Source organism: Candidatus Competibacteraceae bacterium, from assembly GCA_016699715.1.
In the GTDB taxonomy this organism is placed as follows: Bacteria; Pseudomonadota; Gammaproteobacteria; order Competibacterales; family Competibacteraceae; genus Competibacter.
This window is the reverse complement of record CP065007.1, coordinates 3,532,106-3,549,942: the sequence shown is the minus strand read 5'-3', so window position 1 is coordinate 3,549,942 and position 17,837 is coordinate 3,532,106. Positions and strand designations below refer to the sequence as shown.

The window sequence follows — 17,837 nt, the reverse complement described above, 5'->3', positions numbered from 1 at the left end:
TCATAAGTCCACGGCAAACCAGGCTGCCCGCTGCGGGACGGGTTCGGGCGTAGCCTGCGGTGGCGTCACCTCAACCGCCGTCTTGGCGGTCGTTGGGGTTGATGGCGGGGCCAGCAAACAGGCATCGAGAAACTGGCGCACCTCGTCCAGGCACTTGCCGCATTCGGCGCCGAGCCCAAAGCGGGCGCTTATGTCGCCGATGGTGCGGGCGCCTTGATCGACCGCCTCGCGGACTTGTTTGTCGGAAACCGACTTGCAGATGCATAAAAACATGGAAATCATCCTCCCCGGTTGAACTGAAAGAACCTTGACCGATCACCCTAAAGACTGTCCGCAACCGGTTTGGTTGCCGAACCTTCACCGACTCTCCACCCTGGACCCGACCCATCCGCCATGTCCATCGCCCTCGTCTGGTTCCGCCGCGACCTGCGGCTTAGCGATCATCCCGCCCTGCGCCGCGCGGCGGCCGAGCACGGGCACATCATCCCGGTCTACATCCATGCCCCGCGCGAGGACGCGCCCTGGGAACCCGGCGCGGCGTCTCGCTGGTGGCTGCATCATAGCTTGGCCGCGTTGGATCAAGCGCTGCGGCGGCAGGGCTCGCGCCTGATCGTCCGGCGGGGTGACAGCTTGGCGGCACTGCGGGAGCTGCTGCGGGAAACCGGCGCCAAGGCGGTGTACTGGAACCGGCTGTACGAACCGGCCAGCATCGCCCGCGACCGTGCGATTAAGACCGCGCTGCGCGAGGATGGCGTCCTGGCCGAAAGCAGCCAAGCCGCGCTGCTGCTCGAACCCTGGACCCTGCTGAAGCCCGACGGGCAACCTTATCAGGTGTTTACGCCGTTCTGGAAGGCGTGCCTGCAACGCCTGCCGCCGCCGGCGCCGCTACCCGTTCCAGCATTGCCCGGTCCCGAGCAGTGGCCGGACTCGCTGTCGCTGGAAGCGCTGGAGCTGCTGCCGCGCACTCGCTGGGACGAGGGGCTGGCCGCCGCCTGGCGGCCCGGCGAAGCGGGAGCGCAAACACAACTGGAACGGTTTTGCGAATCCGGGCTGGCCGGCTACCAGCAAGGGCGCGACTGGCCGGGACGGGACGGCGTATCGCGACTGTCTCCGCATCTGCACTTCGGCGAAATCGGTCCCCGGCGGATCTGGGCCGAGGTCGCCGGCGCCACGGACGGCGATCCGCTGGGCGACCGGGGCGCGGAAAGCTATCTGCGGGAAATCGGCTGGCGGGAGTTCGCTCACTACGTGCTCTATCACTGGCCCCAGACACCGGAACAACCGTTGCGGGAGCGCTTCGCCGCCTATCCATGGCGGGAGGAATACGCCGATCTACTGCGCGCCTGGCAACAGGGTCGGACCGGCTACCCGATGGTGGACGCCGGGATGCGCCAACTGTGGCGCACCGGCTGGCTGCACAACCGGGCGCGGATGCTGGTGGCTTCGTTTCTGGTGAAAAACTGCCGTATTCCCTGGCGGGAAGGGGCGCGCTGGTTCTGGGACACGCTGGTGGATGCCGATCTGGCCAGCAACACCCTCGGCTGGCAATGGACCGCCGGCTGCGGCACCGACGCCGCACCCTATTTTCGTATTTTTAATCCGATCCGCCAGGGCAAGCAGTTCGACCCGGATGGCGCCTACGTCCGCCGTTGGGTACCGGAACTGGCGAAACTGCCCGCGCCGACCCTCCATCAACCCCGGGCACTGTCGCCGCTTGAACAGCAGGCGACGGGTTTTAGGCCGGGGATGCCTTATCCGTCGCCGGTCGTGGATTTCGCCGCCAGCCGCGCCGAGGCGCTGGCCGGCTACCAGCGGATCAAGGGTGATTGAACTCCGGGGTTTCCGACTCCGCAAACCAGCGGTCTTGAACCTAATGGGCTGCTTTGGGTCAGTTGCCGGTATCAACTCATCAACCCGGATGACGAAGGGTATTAACCATGCTGCTCCCCAGAAAAAACAAATATTTGAACGCCGCCACCTTCGGCGTACTGCTGCTCGCCGATGCCGCCCTGCCTGTCTGGGCCATGCCCGACAGCCGGCAGGAAGAGGTGTTCAGGGGGGTCGCTCGCGACGCGCGGGGCGAGATCGCCTACATCGAAGAGCACCGCATGATTTACGAAAACGGCCGCCCCCAGCGTAACGAGACCCGCTACCTGGACGCCGCCGGCAAGGAAATCGCGGTGCTGACCTCCAACTTCACGGCTCATCACCCCTACGTCCCAAACTACGCTTTCGAGGATCACCGCTTCGGGCGGCAGGACGGCACCTTCGTGGATGGTCGGTGGATCAAGGTTTACGGGCGCACCGATCAAAACGCGCCGGTCCAGCAGGACATGGTGCGGCTGGAGGACGACATGGTCACCGGACAGGGCCTGCACGTTTTTCTGCGCGACCACCTGGACGAGCTGGCCGAAGGCGACGCCATCAAGCAGGTTCAATTTCTGGTGCCCATGGAAGGCCGCGATTACACCTTCCGTATCCGTCGGCTGGACACGCCTAGCGACCCCGGAACCGTGACTTTCAACATCGAGGCCGACAGTTGGTTCCTGCGACTGTTCGCGCCGACGCTGGAAGCGCGCTACGATCGCGCCAGCCGCCGGCTGCTGTCCTACCAGGGTGCTTCCAACCTGCTGGGCGCCGACCGTGGCCCGCAGAACGTGACCATCACCTACCGCTATTCCGAATAGCCGCCGCCGCTCCGCCGGGGAACGACGGCGCAAAGCACGTCTTAGGCCCGGTCGGCCGTCCGAGCGTAGGCCAGCGTCAGCAGCACCACACCCACCACGATCAACGGCAGCGACAGTACCTGTCCCATGGTCACCCAACCGAAAGCCAGATAACCGAGCTGCGCGTCCGGCTGGCGGACGAACTCCACCAGAAAGCGGAAAATGCCGTAGCTCAGCGCGAACACGCCCGACACCGCCATGGTCGGGCGTGGCTTGGCCGAAAACAGCCAGACGATGGTGAACAGCGCCAGCCCTTCCAGCGCCGCCTCGTACAACTGCGACGGGTGGCGCGGCAGATTGTCACCGGTCTGGCGGAATACCGTCCCCCACGGCAGGTCGGTGACCCGGCCCCACAATTCCCCATTGATGAAATTGCCGATCCGTCCGAACAGGATGCCCGGCGCGATCAGCGGCGCGATGAAGTCGATGGTCGGCCAGAATCCTTTATGGTACTTGCGGGCAAACAGCAGCATGGCCAACAGCACGCCGAGAAACCCGCCGTGAAACGACATGCCGCCCTCCCAGACCCGAAACAACACCAGCGGATTGTCGAGGAAGGAATTGAAGCCATAGAACAGGATGTAGCCGATCCGGCCGCCGAGAATGACCCCCAAGGCGATGTAGAACACCAGGTCATCCATCTGTTCGGCGGTCCAGCCGGAGCCGGGCTGCTTGACGCGATAGCGACCCAGCGCCCAACCGACAAGGAAGCCCAGCAGATACATGAGACCGTACCAACGCACATGCAGCGGCCCCAGACTGAATGCCACCGGATCGAAATCGGGATGTACGAGCATGGAAAACTCCGTGAGAGTGTTCGGGCCACCGGCAATAGCCAGCGGCCATAACCGCTAAATCTTCAGGGATGCGCAGCCCGCAAGCGTGTTGAAATGATGCAAGGACGCCGCGCACTCAACGAAAGATGAGCCAAGTCAGGTAAGCGATGAGCACGATGAGAATAGGCAGGACCACCACCATCCCTTTGCGCGCGCCGGCGACCAGTTGCGCGCTCTTGGCCTGGATTTGCTCGGCGCGGTCCTGCAGGCGCTCCGCGCGTTCGGTCTGCTTCCGCACCAGCGCGAACTGCTCGCGTTGCAATCCCAGCGCCTCGGCCTGGCGTTCCAGTTGCAACTTTTGATGGTCGCGTATTTCTTCCAGCACCCGAACCAGGCGGTGGAAATCCTGCTCGCTCATCGTTCGAGATCCTTGAGTGGTTACATGGAATCCATCGTGTTTTCTTTCAGGCCGGCAGCACCCGCGCGAATACCGCCTTGAGGTAGTCGGTCTCGGGAATCGCCGGCAAAACCGGATGATCCGGTCCCTGCCGGCCCTGTTCCAGAATCAGCAGATTGCGATCCAGATGCCGCGACCCTTGCAACAGGGTATGCACCAACACATCGCGGGAGAACAACTGCGAGCAGGAACAGGACACCAGCAGCCCATCGCGCTCCAACACCTGCATCGCCATTTCGTTGAGCCGCCGGTAGGCCAGCGCGCCTTCCTTGAAGTCCTTGCGGCGCTTGATGAAGGCCGGCGGGTCCACGATCACCACATCGAAGCGTTCGCGAGCCTCGCGCAACGCCTTCAACACCTCGAAGGCGTCGCCCGGTTCGGTTCTGAGCTGCTCGCCGACCCCATTGAGTACCGCGTTGGCCATCGCTTGCTCCAGTGCCGTTGCGGACGAATCCACGCACAGCACCTCGCGAGCACCGCGCACCGCCGCCCGCACGCCCCAGGCACCGACGTAGCTGAACACATCCAGCACTCGACGACCGGCCACGTAACGATCCAGCCGGGCGCGGTTGTCGCGCTGGTCGTAGAACCAGCCGGTTTTCTGCCCGGTACGCGGCGATATCTGGAAACGTAGCCCGTCTTCCTCGATCGTCACGGTTTCCGGGACCGCGCCGACGGCATCGGCGACATAGCGTTCCAGCCCTTCCAGTTCCCGCACCCGACTGTCGTTGCGCCATAGTATCGAGGTCGGTTTCAATACCTTTTGCAGGGCGGCGAGAATCTCGTCCTTGAGTTGCTCCATGCCGGCGGTGGCCAGTTGCACCACGCACAAATCGCCGTAGCGATCCACGACCAAACCCGGCAGTCCGTCGCCCTCGCCGTAGACCAAGCGGTAGAACGGCTGCTCGTACAAGCGCTCACGCAGGCCCAGCGCCACGTTGAGGCGATGCACCAGCAGCGAAGGGTTGAGCGGATGCTCCAAGTCACGGGTGACCAGCCGGGCGCACAGCAGCGCGTGCGGGTTGATATAGCCGGTGCCGAGCGTCTTGCCGTTGCTGGCCTGAATCGCCACCGGTTGGCCGGGCTGGAAATCGCGCAGAGGAGTCACGCCGGTGTCGATTTCGTTGCTGTAGACCCAGAGATGACCGGCGCGCAGGCGGCGATCTTCATCCTTGCGCAGGCGCAACGGGGCGAATTCGGCGGGGGAAGCGGGGGTTGAGGGCATAGGGATTCTGGCTTTTGGAAACGGAACTCGTGAAATCAGCGCGCGGCAGCGACAAGTAGGATTCCCGCCACCGCGCGAGCTGTCAGAATAAGGCCGATAGCTTACCCCAAACCGTGAGTTCACCCATGCCCAAGATGCGCACCAGCTTTCAGGGTCTGATTCGGTTGCTGGCCCAGAGCCTGTACCCGGAACCGGACGTGTTCATCCGTGAACTGTTGCAGAACGCCCACGACAGTATCCAGTTGCGCCGGGGCCACGAACCGGAGCCGGCTGGCGAAATTCGCATCGAGGTGGACGAGCGCGCCCGCACCTTGAGCTTCAGCGACAACGGCACCGGCATGGACCAGCGGGACATCGAGGAATTCCTGAGCGTCATCGGCAGCACCGGCACCGGCGGTCGCGCCCGCGAACTGGCCGCCCGCGACGTGGCGGTCGCCACCATCGGCCAGTTCGGCATCGGCCTGCTCTCGGCGTTCGTGGTGGCGGAACGGATCGAGGTCCACACTCGCAAGCCGCGCGCCATCCATGCCTGGCGCTGGGTCAACCACGGTGGCGAGGATTATGAACTGGAGGCCCTGCCGGCGGACGCGCAACCGCCTGGCACACGAGTTGCGGTCACGCTGGCGCCCGACCGAACCGCCTTTCTCGACGGTCGCCTGATTCGCCAGACCGTGCGCCGCTATGCCGATTTCCTGCCGTTTCCGATTCTGCTGAACGGTTTCGGCCCCATCAACGCCGTCAATGCGCCCTGGCACGAACCCGACTGGCGCGATCCCATCGCGCGCGAGCGGTCATTGAGCGCCTTCCTGAGCCAACGCTACGCCGACCCGCCGCTGTTGGTGATTCCCATCGATCTCACGCAACCGCGCACGCTCGGCGGCTTGTTCGTCCCCGCTCGCTACACGCCGGGCGGGCAAGCCGGCGGTACGGTGGACCTGTTCCAGGCCCGGATGTGCATCCGCGCCAACGATCCCGAACTGCTGCCGGAGTGGACCCGATTCGTGCGCGGGGTGCTGGATTGTCCCGACCTGCAACCGACCGCCGCCCGCGACAACGTCATGCGCGATACCGCCTATCACGCCCTGCGCGAAGCGTTGGGGGCGTCGATCGTCGCCGCCCTGCTCGATCTGGCCGTTCGCGACCGACCGCGCTTCCTGCAACTGTGCGACTGGCATCACGACGCCATCAAGGGCATGGCCGCGCGACACGCGGAATTTGGCGCGGCGGTGCTCGATCAGCTGCCGTTCGAAACCAACCAGGGGCTGTTGACCCTGCCCGACTACCTCTCGCGCCAGCCAGCGACGACCGAGGGCAAACGACCGCTGTATTTCTTTACCCATGAAGCCGACGCCAACCAATTCTATGCCCTGTGCCAAGCGCACGACTTGCTGGCCGTTAATACCGGTCGCCCCTTCGACGAAACCCTGCTGCGCCGTTACGCCAGCCAGCACCCGGATACCCTTGTACTCAAGCCGCTGGATCGACTGGACGATCCGACCTTGTACCAGCGGCTGGACGCAACGGAGCAGACTGCGTACACCCGGCTGGAACGGGCGCTGGAACGGGCGCTGGCGGAACGGGAAACGCCGGTGCGGGCGCGGGCCAGTCGCTTCCAACCCGAGAACTTGAGCGTGGTGCTGCTTGCGGGGCAGCGCGTCACCGCTTTCGATGAGATGGAACGGGTGCTGGAAAAACCGTTTCTACTGGGGGGGCTGGCCGAATTGGCCGGCGAAGTACACAATCACCTGCGCAGCCAACCGCTGACGTTGTTACTGAACGTGAATCATCCGCTGGTGCGGCGCCTGGGCGAACTGCCCGACCCCGACAATCCGCGCTACCGACCGCTGCTTGTCGGCTTGTATCACGGAGCCTTGCTCAACGCTCAGCACCGGTTGACACCCGCCGCCGCTCGTCGTTTTCATACCGATTTGCAGGCGCTACTACTCGACCATCTGGAATTGCGGCTTCGACAAGAACCGCCCGGCCCGACAACGGCCGAACGGCATTGATCGGATCACTGAGCGGGCGGCTGGTAGTCGGGGACTCGGTTGCGAACCGGCGGCACGGTTTGCAAATACCGGAACATCGCCCGCAAATCGTCCTCGGTCAAATGCGATAACGCTTGCCAGGGCATCGGCGGCATGATTGGTCGACCAACCCCCGCATGTTTGCCGGTTTTGATCGCCTGTACAAACTCGCTTTCCTTCCATGACCCCAGTCCGGTTTCCTTATCCGAGCTCAGATTGGCGGCGTAACTGATGCCCCAAGGACCGGCATAGGCGGTATTGGTGGCGGAACCAAACCAAACCCAGGACGCATCGGCCTTGGGCGGCGGCGAGAGTTTGAGTTGTTCTGGATGGCCAGAAAATTGGCGCGACAGGTCGGGTTCGGGACCCTTGGGACCCATTTTCATCGGCGTATGGCAATCGGCGCAGCCGCTCGCCGCCATCAGATAAGCGCCTCGCAAAACCAGGTCGCCACCCTCGGACGCCGCCCAGAGCGGCGGTCCACCCACGACCAGCGCCACCAAGCCGATCACCGTCAGCTTTTTGCAAGACAAGCGAAAAACAGCATTCCGATATGGAAACGCAACACAATTTTTCATCATTGGCCTCACGTTCACACGACCGGCAAGTTCCGGCGAAAATCAGTATAGATCGTGGATTGAGACGCGCTGGCAACTGCTGATGAAAATGCTTTGCATTGCGAATCCGCTCGTGCCGACGCGGTTCAACCCGGCGGCCAACCCAACTCCCGGCCCGCCAACAAATGCATGTGGACATGGAAAACAAGCTGGCCGGCGTCGCGATTGCAGTTGATCACCGTGCGGTAGCCGCTTTCGGCCACGCCCAATTCCGCCGCTATCTGCTTGCCCGCCAAATACAGCCGACCGACCAGCGCGGCGTCCGCTTCGCTCAAAGCGTTCAGGGTGGCAATATGACGGCGGGGAATGAGCAAAAGATGGATGGGAGCTTCGGGGTTGATATCCCGAAAGGCCAACACCTCGCCGTCGTCGTACACGATATCGGCGGGGATCTCGCCAGCGGCGATCTTGCAAAAAATACAGTCGTTCATGATGCGTGCTCCGTTCGACTCACAAATCCCGACGACCGACAAAGGCGTGCGCCAGTGTGCCGCCGTCCACGGATTCCAATTCTCCGCCCAACGGCACGCCGTGGGCGATGCGAGTGGCGCGGATACCGCGCTCGCGGGCCAGCTCGGCGATGTAGTAGGCGGTCGCCTCGCCTTCCACGGTCGGATTGGTGGCGAGAATCATTTCGCGCACCTCGCCCTCATCCAGGCGCGCCTCCAGAATCTCCAGCCCCAACTCCGCCGGCCCGATCCCATCCAGGGGCGACAAATGACCCATTAGCACGAAATACAAGCCCTGAAAACCGGTGGATTGCTCCACCGCCAGCACATCGGCCGGAGTTTCGATCACACACAGCAGCGAACGGTCGCGACGCGGGTGGGCACACAAAGCGCAAATCTCGGTTTCGCTCAGATCGCGGCACCGCCGACAGTGGCCGATCCGGTCCAGCGCCGTCCGTAGCGCCTCGACTAAACGCGCGGCCCCATCGCGATCCCGTTCCAGCAGATGCAGCGCCATCCGTTGCGCCGATTTTGGCCCCACTCCCGGCAGGCAGCGCAGCGCCACCATCAACTGGACCAGCAGCGGCGAAGCGGCCACGCCAGTGTCAGAACGGCAGTTTCAAGTCGCCCATCATGCCCGGCGGCAAACCCATGCCAGCGGTCAACCCACCCATTTTTTCCTGCGTGGTCCGCTCGACCTTGTGGACAGCGTCGTTGAACGCCGCGGCGACCAGATCTTCCAGCATGTCCTTGTCGTCACTCACCAGGCTGTCGTCGATCCGAATCCGCCGGACCTCGTAGCGACCGGTGATCACCACGCTGACCAGCCCGCCGCCAGATTCTCCGATGATCTCCATCGCCGCGATTTCCGCTTGCGCCTTTTGCAGGTTTTCCTGCATCTTTTGCGCCTGTTTCATCAAATTACCCAAACCGCCTTTCATCGTTGCTCTCCTTAAAAATCAGTCGCAATGGGGTCGTGGCCGCCGATGGGGAATCGTCAGCCGTCGGTTTCATCCAGCGGATGGACCGCCACGATTTGCGCACCGAACGTTTTCTGCATATCCCGCACATGCGGGTCCTGAGCGATCTGCTCGGCGACAACTTGCTGTCGTTCCGCCTGTTGCTGGAACCGCTGGCGGGCTGGGGTGTCCTCCACCGCGCCGCCCACTTGAATCCGCAAACCAACCGGCGCGCCAAGTTGTTGCTCCAGCGCTGCTTTCAACCGATCCTCAATCGATTTGTTGAACAACTGGGCATGACCGGGTTCCAGGGCCAACCGAAAATCGTTACCCTGCCGCTCGATCAAGGCGCAATTCATCGCCACCTGCTTGGCGATGCCGGTCAGTTTAAGTTGCCCGACCAGAGCACCCCATTCCGAGCTAGTCGCTTGGGCCGAAGCGCCAGTCGCCGGCGAAGCGGGCCGCGAAGCGGGCACAACGGCCGGTACTGGAGCGGGCCTGGCTTCGGGCAGAACCGGCGCCGCGATTTCCCGAGCCGCCGGCCGGAAACACAGCATCCGCAGCAACACCATTTCGAAGCCGCCGCGCGGTTCGGGCATCAATGGCAGATCGCGCCGGCCCAATAAGGCAATTTGATAGAATAACTGTACATCCTCCGGCGGCAAGGCCCGCGCCAATTGCCGCAGATCCTCTGGGTCGGCCACGCCATCCTCCGGCACGGCATCGGGCAGCACCTGCGCCAGCGCCACCTGCTGCAACAGCGATAGCAGTTCGGCCAGCACCACCGCATAGTCCGGGGCCAGTTCGTCCAGTTCGGCGACCTGCCGCATCACCACCTGCGCCTCGCCGGTCGCCAGCGCCCGCAGCAGGTTCACCACCCGCCGCCGATCGATACTGCCGAGCATGGCCTCGACCGCGGCCGCTTCCACCCGACCACCACCGAAAGCAATCGCCTGATCCAATAGGCTCAAGGCATCGCGCATGCTGCCGTCGCCGGCGCGGGCGATAAGCTGCACCGCCGCTGGCTCACGAGGGACATCCTCGCGTTCCAAAACCTGATCCAGATATCCGGCGATCTGGCTCACCGGCAAGCGCTTGAGGTTGAACTGGAGGCAGCGCGACAGGACCGTGACCGGCAGCTTCTGCGGATCGGTGGTCGCCAGCAGGAATTTCACGGGCGGCGGCGGCTCCTCCAAGGTCTTCAACAATGCATTGAAGCTGTGCGCGGACAACATGTGGACTTCATCGATCAGGTATACCTTGAAGCGACCCCGGCCGGGCGCGTACTGCACGTTCTCCAGCAGTTCGCGGGTATCCTCAACCTTGGTGCGGGAGGCGGCATCGACCTCGATCAGGTCCACGAAGCGGCCGGCATCGATTTCCCGGCAAGCGGCACACTGTCCGCAAGGCGTGGAGGACACGCCGACCTCGCAGTTCAGCGACTTGGCGAAAATCCGGGCGATGGTGGTTTTGCCCACTCCGCGCGTGCCGGTAAACAGAAAGGCGTGGTGCAGTCGCTGCTGGTCGAGCGCGTTGGTCAACGCGCGGACCACATGCTCCTGGCCGATCAATTCGTGAAAGGTACGGGGGCGCCATTTGCGGGCCAGAACCTGATAGCTCATGAGGTTCCTCTAATGGCGAAAAAAGGCGGTGATCCTGCCGTCATCCTTGACCCACGCATCCTGAGGGAGGGTGGCGGCCCCTATCAGCCACACCCCGGCGCCCGAGGCCACTGCTGCCGCTGCTCCCTTCCGGGCCTGACGGGGTTCACAGTTTGTCGTCGCGGAGGGACCGATATGGGCCACCATTGCAACCAGATTGGGAGTTGGTCGATCTGGCGGAGAGAGAGGGATTCGAACCCTCGTTAGAGTTACCCCTAAACAGCATTTCCAGTGCTGCGCCTTCAACCGCTCGGCCACCTCTCCAAAGCTTTGCCGCGCTTCCACGGCAAGATTGGGAAATATACTCGAAGCAACCACGCCAAGGCAAGAAACCATGCCCCAGGCGATTTCCGATTTCAGTCCAGACCCTTCATGCTCAGACGCACACGGCCCTGCTTGTCGATTTCCAGTACCCGAACCTTGATCACGTCGCCGACCGTCAGTTTGTCGCTCACGTTTTGCACGCGCTCCTCGCAAATCTGGGAAATATGCACCATTCCATCGCGGCCGGGCAGAATGGCCACGAATGCACCGAAATCCATGATCCGAACCACCTTGCCCTCGTAGATCTGCCCGACTTCCACATCGGCGGTGATCTGTTCGATGCGGCGGCGGGCTTCGTCGCCGGCCGCCTTGTCCACGGCGGCGATTTTCACCACACCGTCGTCGGTGATGTCGATGGTGGCGCCGGTTTCCTCGGTGATGGAACGAATGGTGACGCCACCCTTGCCGATCACGTCGCGGATCTTCTCCGGATTGATGCGCAGGGTGGTATAGCGCGGCGCGTACTCGGACAGTTCCAGCTTCGGCGCGTCGATGACCGCACCCATTTTGTCGAGGATGTGCAAACGCCCTTCGCGGGCCTGGGCCAGCGCCTGCTCCATGATCTCGCGGGTGATGCCGTCGATCTTGATGTCCATCTGCAGGGCGGTCACCCCGGCGGTGGTACCAGCCACCTTGAAGTCCATATCGCCCAGATGATCCTCATCGCCGATGATGTCGGTCAACACCGCGAAGCGATCCTGCTCCTTGATCAGGCCCATGGCGATGCCCGCCACCGGCGCCTTGATCGATACGCCCGCGTCCATCAGCGACAAACTGGCGCCGCAGACCGAGGCCATCGAGCTGGAACCGTTGGATTCGGTGATTTCCGACACGATCCGCACGGTGTAAGGAAAATTCTCCGGCTTGGGCATCACGGCCTGCACACCGCGCTTGGCCAAGCGGCCATGCCCGATTTCCCGGCGCTTGGGGCTGCCGATCTGACCGATCTCGCCCACCGAATACGGCGGGAAGTTGTAATGCAACAGGAACGGCTGGCGGTACTCGCCCTCAATGGCATCGATGATCTGGGCATCGCGATCGGTGCCGAGCGTGGTGACCACCAACGCCTGGGTTTCGCCGCGGGTGAACAGCGCCGAACCATGGGCGCGCGGCAGCACGCCCACGCGGACGGAAATCGGCCGCACCGTCCGGGTGTCTCGGCCGTCGATCCGCGGTTGGCCGGACAGGATACGCCCGCGCACGATTACGCTTTCCAGTGCTGAGTAGGCACTGTCGATCGCCTGCGTGGTCCAGCGTTCCGGTTCCTGGGCCGTCAGTTGCGCAACCAATTGGTCGTGGATTTCATGCACCCGCTGCTGGCGGACCAGCTTTTCGGGGATCTGATAGGCCGCGGCCAGCGCGGCTTCGGCGGTGGCGCGCACCGCGCCCTCCAGTACCGCGTCGTCGGCCGGCGGCTGCCAGTTCCACGATGGCGCGCCGGCTTCCGCCGCCAGTTCCTTGATGGCGCGAATGGCCGCCTGCATCTGTTCGTGACCGAACATGACCGCGCCGAGCATGACCGCCTCGGACAGCTCCTCGGCCTCGGACTCCACCATCAGAACCGCTCGTTCGGTCCCGGCCACCACCAAATCCAACCGCGAATCCTTCAACTCGCGGCGGGTTGGATTGAGCAGGTATTGACCTTCACGGTAACCGACTCGGGCCGCGCCGATCGGACCCTGGAACGGTGCGCCGGACAGCGCCACCGCCGCCGAAGCGCCGAGCAGCGCCGGGATTTCCGGATCCACCTGGTTGTTCAGCGACATCACGGTGGCGACGATCTGCACCTCGTTGGTGAACCCCTCCGGAAACAGCGGGCGCAACGGCCGATCGATCAGTCGGGCAGTCAGGATTTCGCTCTCGGAAGGACGACCCTCGCGGCGGAAAAAACCGCCGGGAATGCGACCCGCCGCGTAACTACGCTCCTGGTAGTCCACCCGCAGCGGCAGAAAATCCCGGTCTGCTTTGGTCTTCCGGTCGGCGACCACGGTGACCAGCACCACGGTATCGGCCATGTTGACCACCACCGCACCGCTGGCCTGCCGGGCGATTTCACCGGTTTCCAAGGTCACCGTGTGCTGGCCGTACTGAAAAGTCTTTTTGATGGGCGTCACGAAAGCGTCCTATGCAATAAAAGATCGATGGAAAACCTCAGCGGCGCAGGCCAAGGCGGCTAATCAGATTCTGATAGCATTGCAAATCCTTTCTTTTCAGATAATCCAGCAGCTTGCGGCGCTGGTTGACCATTTTTAGCAACCCGCGGCGGGAGTGATGGTCCTTTTTATGATCACTGAAATGCGATTGCAGGCCGTTGATGCGGGTGGTCAGCAGCGCAACCTGCACCTCCGGGGAACCCGTATCGACGGGGCCGCGCTGAAAATCCCGCACGACCTGAGTTTTTTGTTCGATGTTGAGCGGCATAAAGTCAAACTCCAATTCAGATTCGATCAGTCAATTCAATAAAGCGAGGGATGTTAGCTCTATTCAAGGTCAGGCAACAAGCAAACCTTGTCACGGAACTTCACAGGCCAGCAACCGGCGCGGCGCGACCCGGCCATCGTCGAGGATTTCGCCGATACCGAAAAAACACTGTTCATCCTGATACAAACGCACCCAGCCTTGGGAAGGAGCGCGCGGCACCAGCACCGGCTGGCCCTGCCGCAAATAAAAGGCGGCATCCCCCACCACCCGCACCACCGGCCACCGCACCACCGCGCTGTCCGGAGGCAGCAGCTCCGCATCCAGCGCCGCCAGCCCCTGTTCGGCTCGCTCGCGCAACGACTCCAGTGTTACCATCCTCGCGGCATCGTAGGGCTCCACCGCGGTGCGCCGCAACGCCGCAACGTGCGCGCCGCACCCCAGCATCTCCCCCAGGTCAGCGGCCAGCGTCCGGACATAAGTGCCCTTGGAACAACGCAGCTCACACTCCAACTCCTCGTCTTCCAGGCGCAGCAAACGCAACTCGCGGACGGTCACCTCGCGCGGTGCGCGTTCGATCTCAATTCCCTTGCGTGCCAGCTTGTACAGCGGCTGGCCGTTATGCTTCAGCGCGGAGTACATCGGCGGGATTTGCTGGATCGTGCCCACGAACCGCCGCAGCGCCGCCTCCATCGATTCCCGGCTTAGCGGTCCCACTGGGCGAACGGCCACTACTTCACCTTCGGCGTCGCCGGTCGCGGTGGTCACTCCCAACCGGCAGGTAAATCGGTACCCCTTGTCGGCGTTCAACAAAAATCCGGACAGCTTGGTGGCCTCGCCCAGACAAATCGGCAACAGGCCGCTGGCCAGCGGATCGAGGCTGCCGGTATGCCCGGCCTTGGCGGCCTGATACAAGTGCTTGACTGCTTGCAGCGCCGCGTTCGAAGTCCAGCCGACCGGCTTGTCCAGCAGCAGCACGCCGCTCACCGCACGGCGCGGACGGCGCTCGCTCATTCCTGGCGCTCCTCCGGACCGGCGCCATCGTCTACCGCCGGCTCATCGTGGTGGCGGTCGGCGTCGGCGGCCACCGCGGCATCGATCAACGCCGACAGCCGGGCGGCGCGCTCCACCACCTCGTCGTAGCGGAATTCCAACTTTGGCACGATACGGATGTGCATGCGCCGGCCCAGCTCGCGACGCAGGAGTGGCGCGGCGCGATTGAGTTCGGCGACCTGCTCGACCCGTTCGGCCGGCTCGCCCATCGAGGTGACGTAAATTCGGGCATATGCCAAATCGCGGCTAACCTCGACGCTGGTCATCGACACCAGGGTCAGCCGTGGATCGCGCAGTTCGGCGCGGATCAGATCCGCCAGTTCCCGACGGATCTGTTCACCCACCCGACGGGTACGGGAGGAGGGTTTCATCATCGCTCGATCACTCCGCGGTGTCCGCTACAAGGTGCGCTCCACCTGCACCCGCTCGAAGACTTCGATATGGTCGCCCTGGCGGATGTCGTTATAGTTGCGTACGCCCACACCGCATTCGGTACCGGCGCGCACTTCGCCAACATCGTCCTTGAACCGCCGCAATGAATCCAGCGCGCCTTCGAAAATCACCACGTTGTTGCGCAGCACCCGAATCGGATTGTTGCGGCGCACCACCCCATCCACCACCATGCAGCCGGCCACCACGCCGAACTTGGGCGAGCGGAACACATCGCGCACCTCGGCCAAGCCGACGATCTCTTCCTTGAAGGCTGGCTTGAGCATGCCGACCATCGCGCGTTTTACGTCGTCGATGAGTTCGTAGATGATGCTGTAATAGTGCAGCTTCAGCCCTTCCTCTTCGGCCAGCCGCTTGGCGACACTGTCGGCGCGAACGTTGAAACCGATGATGATGGCCTTGGAGGTCTTCGCCAGATTGATATCGGATTCGTTGATGCCACCGACGCCGCTGGCGATGATCTTGACCTGCACTTCGGCGGTGGACAATCGGGCCAGCGCGTCCACGATGGCCTCGGCGGAACCCTGCACATCGGCCTTCAGCACCACATTAAGCATATTGATTTCCCCGGCCTCGAATTGCCGGGAGATGCCGTCGATATCCATGACTGGCTTGCGAGTCTGTTCCTCGCGGGCCTTGCCTTGGCGGAACAGGGCGATTTCGCGGGCCTTGCGCTCGTCGGCAACCGCGATGACGTCATCGCCCGCCTTGGGGGTGCCGGACAGGCCGAGCACTTCCACCGGAATCGAGGGGCCAGCTTCGCTTGTATTCTGCCCAGTCTCGCTGAGCATGGCGCGCACCCGACCGTATTCGAGGCCGCTCAGAATCACATCGCCCTTGCGCAAGGTGCCGCTTTGCACCAGCACGGTCGCCACCGGGCCTCGGCCCTTGTCCAGCCGCGATTCGATCACCACGCCCTTGGCCAAACCATCCACTGGCGCGTGTAATTCCAGCACTTCGGCCTGCACCAGAATTTGGTCGAGCAACTCGTCCACACCCGCGCCGCTCTTGGCGGACACATAGGTAAACAGGGTGTCACCACCCCACTCTTCGGAGATGACGCCCTGGGCCGACAGCTCGCTCTTGACCCGGTCCGGATCGGCGCCGGCCTTGTCCATTTTGTTGACCGCCACCACGATCGGCACCCCGGCGGCGCGGGCATGTTGAACGGCTTCGATCGTTTGTGGCATCACACCGTCGTCGGCCGCCACCACCAGCACCACGACGTCGGTGGCCTTGGCGCCGCGTGCGCGCATGGCGGTGAACGCGGCGTGACCTGGCGTGTCGAGGAAGGTAATCACGCCTTTCGGAGTACGCAAGTGATACGCGCCGATGTGCTGGGTGATACCACCCGCCTCGCCAGCCGCGACCCGGGTCCGACGAATATAATCGAGCAACGAGGTCTTGCCGTGGTCCACATGACCCATGATGGTGACCACCGGCGGGCGCGGCATCGCCTCGCCGCCAGTTTCGGCGGTCAGTTCTTCTTCCAGCGCGTTTTCGTTGAGGAGCTTGTAGGTATGCCCCATCTCCTCGACAGCCAGCGCGGCGGTTTCCTGGTCGATCATCTGGTTGATGGTGACCATCATCCCCATCTTCAACAGCGTCTTGATGACTTCGGTGGCTTTGACCGACATCTTCTGGGCCAGATCAATGACGCTGATGGTTTCGGGCAGCGCCACCTCGCGCACCACTGGCGCGGTGGGCTTGGCAAAACCATGCCGCTGCGGCGGCGCGGAGGACTTCGCCCCCCTGCTCTTCCTGGGTTTGCGCCGGTCGCCCTTGTTGGATATCGCTTCCTTCGATTCACCGCGCCCAGGCGAGAACCGCTCCCCGCCACTCCCCGCTTCCCGGCGCTGGCCCGGCGCACCGGCTCCGCTTTCGCCGCGTGGCTTGGGCGTGCTCCGGGCCGGTGCCTCGGGACGCTTTCTGACCGCTTTTGGCTCCGACACCGGCTCCGGCGATTTCCCGCCTTTAACGCCTTTAACGCCTCTCTCTGCTGAGGCACTCGGTTCGGCGCGCCGCTCAATTTGGACCAATACCGGCGTGGTATCGGTGATCCGGCGAGCCGTCGTTTCGGTGGATTGGGAGATAGCGGCTGCTTGTTGCGCCCGACGGGCTTCTTCCTCGGCTTCGGCCAGGCGACGGGCTTCTTCCTCGGCTTCGGCCAGGCGACGGGCTTCTTCCTCGGCTTCGGCCAGGCGACGGGCTTCCTGTTCCGACGGCTGCGGTTGCACTGCTGTCACCACCGCTGGCTCGGACCGCGCGTTACTGGCTTCTTCTCCATGATGGAGCCGTTCTTCCGCGTCCACCGTTGGCGCGAACGACTCGACCGGTGTGGGCTCACGCTGACGGGAAGTGTCTTCCTCAGCCAAACCGCGCTTGACATAGGTACGCTTTTTGCGCACCTCGACGCTGACGGTTTTAATTTGCCCACCACCCCCGCCAGCCATCTTGATTTCACTATGGGTCTTACGCTTAAGCGTAATCCGTTTGGGTTCGGCCGCCGTGCCTTGGAGCGGTCGGTTACCGTGGCTCTTGCGCAAGTGCGCCAATAGATCCATTTTCTGCTTTTCCGTAATCGTCACTTCCGCGCCGCCAACCGGTATACCGGCTTCAGCAAACTGTTCCAACAGGCGATCCACCGGTATGCCGACGACCGTTGCAAACTGCTTGACCGTTACATCCGTCATTT

Annotated in this window: 17 protein-coding genes, 1 tRNA gene and 1 other RNA gene; 3 read left to right on the top strand and 16 right to left on the bottom strand. The window is 63.3% G+C overall.

Features of this window, described 5'->3' with window-relative positions; genetic code table 11:
• On the bottom strand, positions 1–273 hold the full coding sequence (locus IPM89_16080) for a (2Fe-2S)-binding protein (GenBank protein QQS54280.1): 273 nt from the start codon (positions 271–273) through the stop codon (positions 1–3).
• A gap of 120 nt (positions 274–393) precedes the next feature.
• On the opposite strand from IPM89_16080, the gene IPM89_16075 reads away from it, so the two are divergent.
• On the top strand, positions 394–1,830 hold the full coding sequence (locus IPM89_16075) for a deoxyribodipyrimidine photo-lyase (protein ID QQS54279.1): 1,437 nt from the start codon (positions 394–396) through the stop codon (positions 1,828–1,830).
• Positions 1,831–1,937: 107 nt separating this feature from the next.
• Positions 1,938–2,687: a hypothetical protein gene (locus IPM89_16070; protein QQS54278.1), complete on the top strand. Its 750-nt coding sequence runs from the start codon at positions 1,938–1,940 to the stop codon at positions 2,685–2,687.
• A gap of 41 nt (positions 2,688–2,728) precedes the next feature.
• Here IPM89_16070 and IPM89_16065 read toward each other — a convergent pair whose 3' ends face one another.
• The 3 genes from IPM89_16065 to IPM89_16055 form a co-directional block, all read right to left on the bottom strand.
• Positions 2,729–3,523: a prolipoprotein diacylglyceryl transferase gene (locus IPM89_16065; protein ID QQS54277.1), complete on the bottom strand. Its 795-nt coding sequence runs from the start codon at positions 3,521–3,523 to the stop codon at positions 2,729–2,731.
• A 115-nt stretch (positions 3,524–3,638) separates the two neighbouring features.
• Positions 3,639–3,920 carry a hypothetical protein gene (locus tag IPM89_16060; GenBank protein ID QQS54276.1) on the bottom strand — a complete coding sequence of 94 codons (282 nt, stop codon included), beginning with the start codon at positions 3,918–3,920 and terminating at the stop codon, positions 3,639–3,641.
• Between the two features lie 46 nt (positions 3,921–3,966).
• Positions 3,967–5,184: a class I SAM-dependent rRNA methyltransferase gene (locus IPM89_16055; GenBank protein ID QQS54275.1), complete on the bottom strand. Its 1,218-nt coding sequence runs from the start codon at positions 5,182–5,184 to the stop codon at positions 3,967–3,969.
• A 125-nt stretch (positions 5,185–5,309) separates the two neighbouring features.
• On the opposite strand from IPM89_16055, the gene IPM89_16050 reads away from it, so the two are divergent.
• Positions 5,310–7,193, top strand: a complete 1,884-nt coding sequence (locus tag IPM89_16050; protein QQS54274.1) for an ATP-binding protein — start codon at positions 5,310–5,312, stop codon at positions 7,191–7,193.
• Between the two features lie 5 nt (positions 7,194–7,198).
• Here IPM89_16050 and IPM89_16045 read toward each other — a convergent pair whose 3' ends face one another.
• The 12 genes from IPM89_16045 to infB all read right to left on the bottom strand — a co-directional run bounded on the left by IPM89_16045 (position 7,199) and on the right by infB (position 17,835).
• Entirely contained in the window at positions 7,199–7,789 is a 591-nt protein-coding gene (locus IPM89_16045; GenBank protein QQS55983.1) for a c-type cytochrome, read from the bottom strand.
• 125 nt (positions 7,790–7,914) lie between these two features.
• On the bottom strand, positions 7,915–8,259 hold the full coding sequence (locus tag IPM89_16040; protein ID QQS54273.1) for a histidine triad nucleotide-binding protein: 345 nt from the start codon (positions 8,257–8,259) through the stop codon (positions 7,915–7,917).
• Positions 8,260–8,278: 19 nt separating this feature from the next.
• Positions 8,279–8,875 carry a recombination protein RecR gene (gene recR, locus IPM89_16035; protein ID QQS54272.1) on the bottom strand — a complete coding sequence of 199 codons (597 nt, stop codon included), beginning with the start codon at positions 8,873–8,875 and terminating at the stop codon, positions 8,279–8,281.
• A 7-nt stretch (positions 8,876–8,882) separates the two neighbouring features.
• Positions 8,883–9,218: a YbaB/EbfC family nucleoid-associated protein gene (locus tag IPM89_16030; GenBank protein ID QQS54271.1), complete on the bottom strand. Its 336-nt coding sequence runs from the start codon at positions 9,216–9,218 to the stop codon at positions 8,883–8,885.
• A 56-nt stretch (positions 9,219–9,274) separates the two neighbouring features.
• The gene (gene dnaX / locus IPM89_16025) at positions 9,275–10,858 is read right to left on the bottom strand and encodes a DNA polymerase III subunit gamma/tau (GenBank protein ID QQS54270.1); all 1,584 of its coding nucleotides are present in this window, start codon (positions 10,856–10,858) and stop codon (positions 9,275–9,277) included.
• Positions 10,859–10,936: 78 nt separating this feature from the next.
• Positions 10,937–11,033: signal recognition particle sRNA small type (gene ffs / locus IPM89_16020), an RNA gene on the bottom strand.
• A 38-nt stretch (positions 11,034–11,071) separates the two neighbouring features.
• A tRNA-Ser gene (locus IPM89_16015) sits at positions 11,072–11,161 on the bottom strand.
• A gap of 92 nt (positions 11,162–11,253) precedes the next feature.
• The gene (gene pnp / locus IPM89_16010) at positions 11,254–13,335 is read right to left on the bottom strand and encodes a polyribonucleotide nucleotidyltransferase (protein QQS54269.1); all 2,082 of its coding nucleotides are present in this window, start codon (positions 13,333–13,335) and stop codon (positions 11,254–11,256) included.
• Positions 13,336–13,372: 37 nt separating this feature from the next.
• On the bottom strand, positions 13,373–13,642 hold the full coding sequence (gene rpsO / locus IPM89_16005) for a 30S ribosomal protein S15 (GenBank protein QQS54268.1): 270 nt from the start codon (positions 13,640–13,642) through the stop codon (positions 13,373–13,375).
• Positions 13,643–13,732: 90 nt separating this feature from the next.
• A complete protein-coding gene (truB, locus tag IPM89_16000; protein ID QQS54267.1) occupies positions 13,733–14,653 on the bottom strand; it encodes a tRNA pseudouridine(55) synthase TruB in 921 nt (306 codons plus the stop codon).
• A complete protein-coding gene (rbfA, locus tag IPM89_15995) occupies positions 14,650–15,066 on the bottom strand; it encodes a 30S ribosome-binding factor RbfA (GenBank protein ID QQS54266.1) in 417 nt (138 codons plus the stop codon). The genes truB and rbfA overlap by 4 nt, the downstream gene beginning before the upstream one ends.
• 24 nt (positions 15,067–15,090) lie before the next feature.
• Complete coding sequence (gene infB / locus IPM89_15990) at positions 15,091–17,835, bottom strand: translation initiation factor IF-2 (GenBank protein QQS54265.1); 2,745 nt, start codon at positions 17,833–17,835, stop codon at positions 15,091–15,093.
• Between the last annotated feature and the right edge of the window lie 2 nt (positions 17,836–17,837).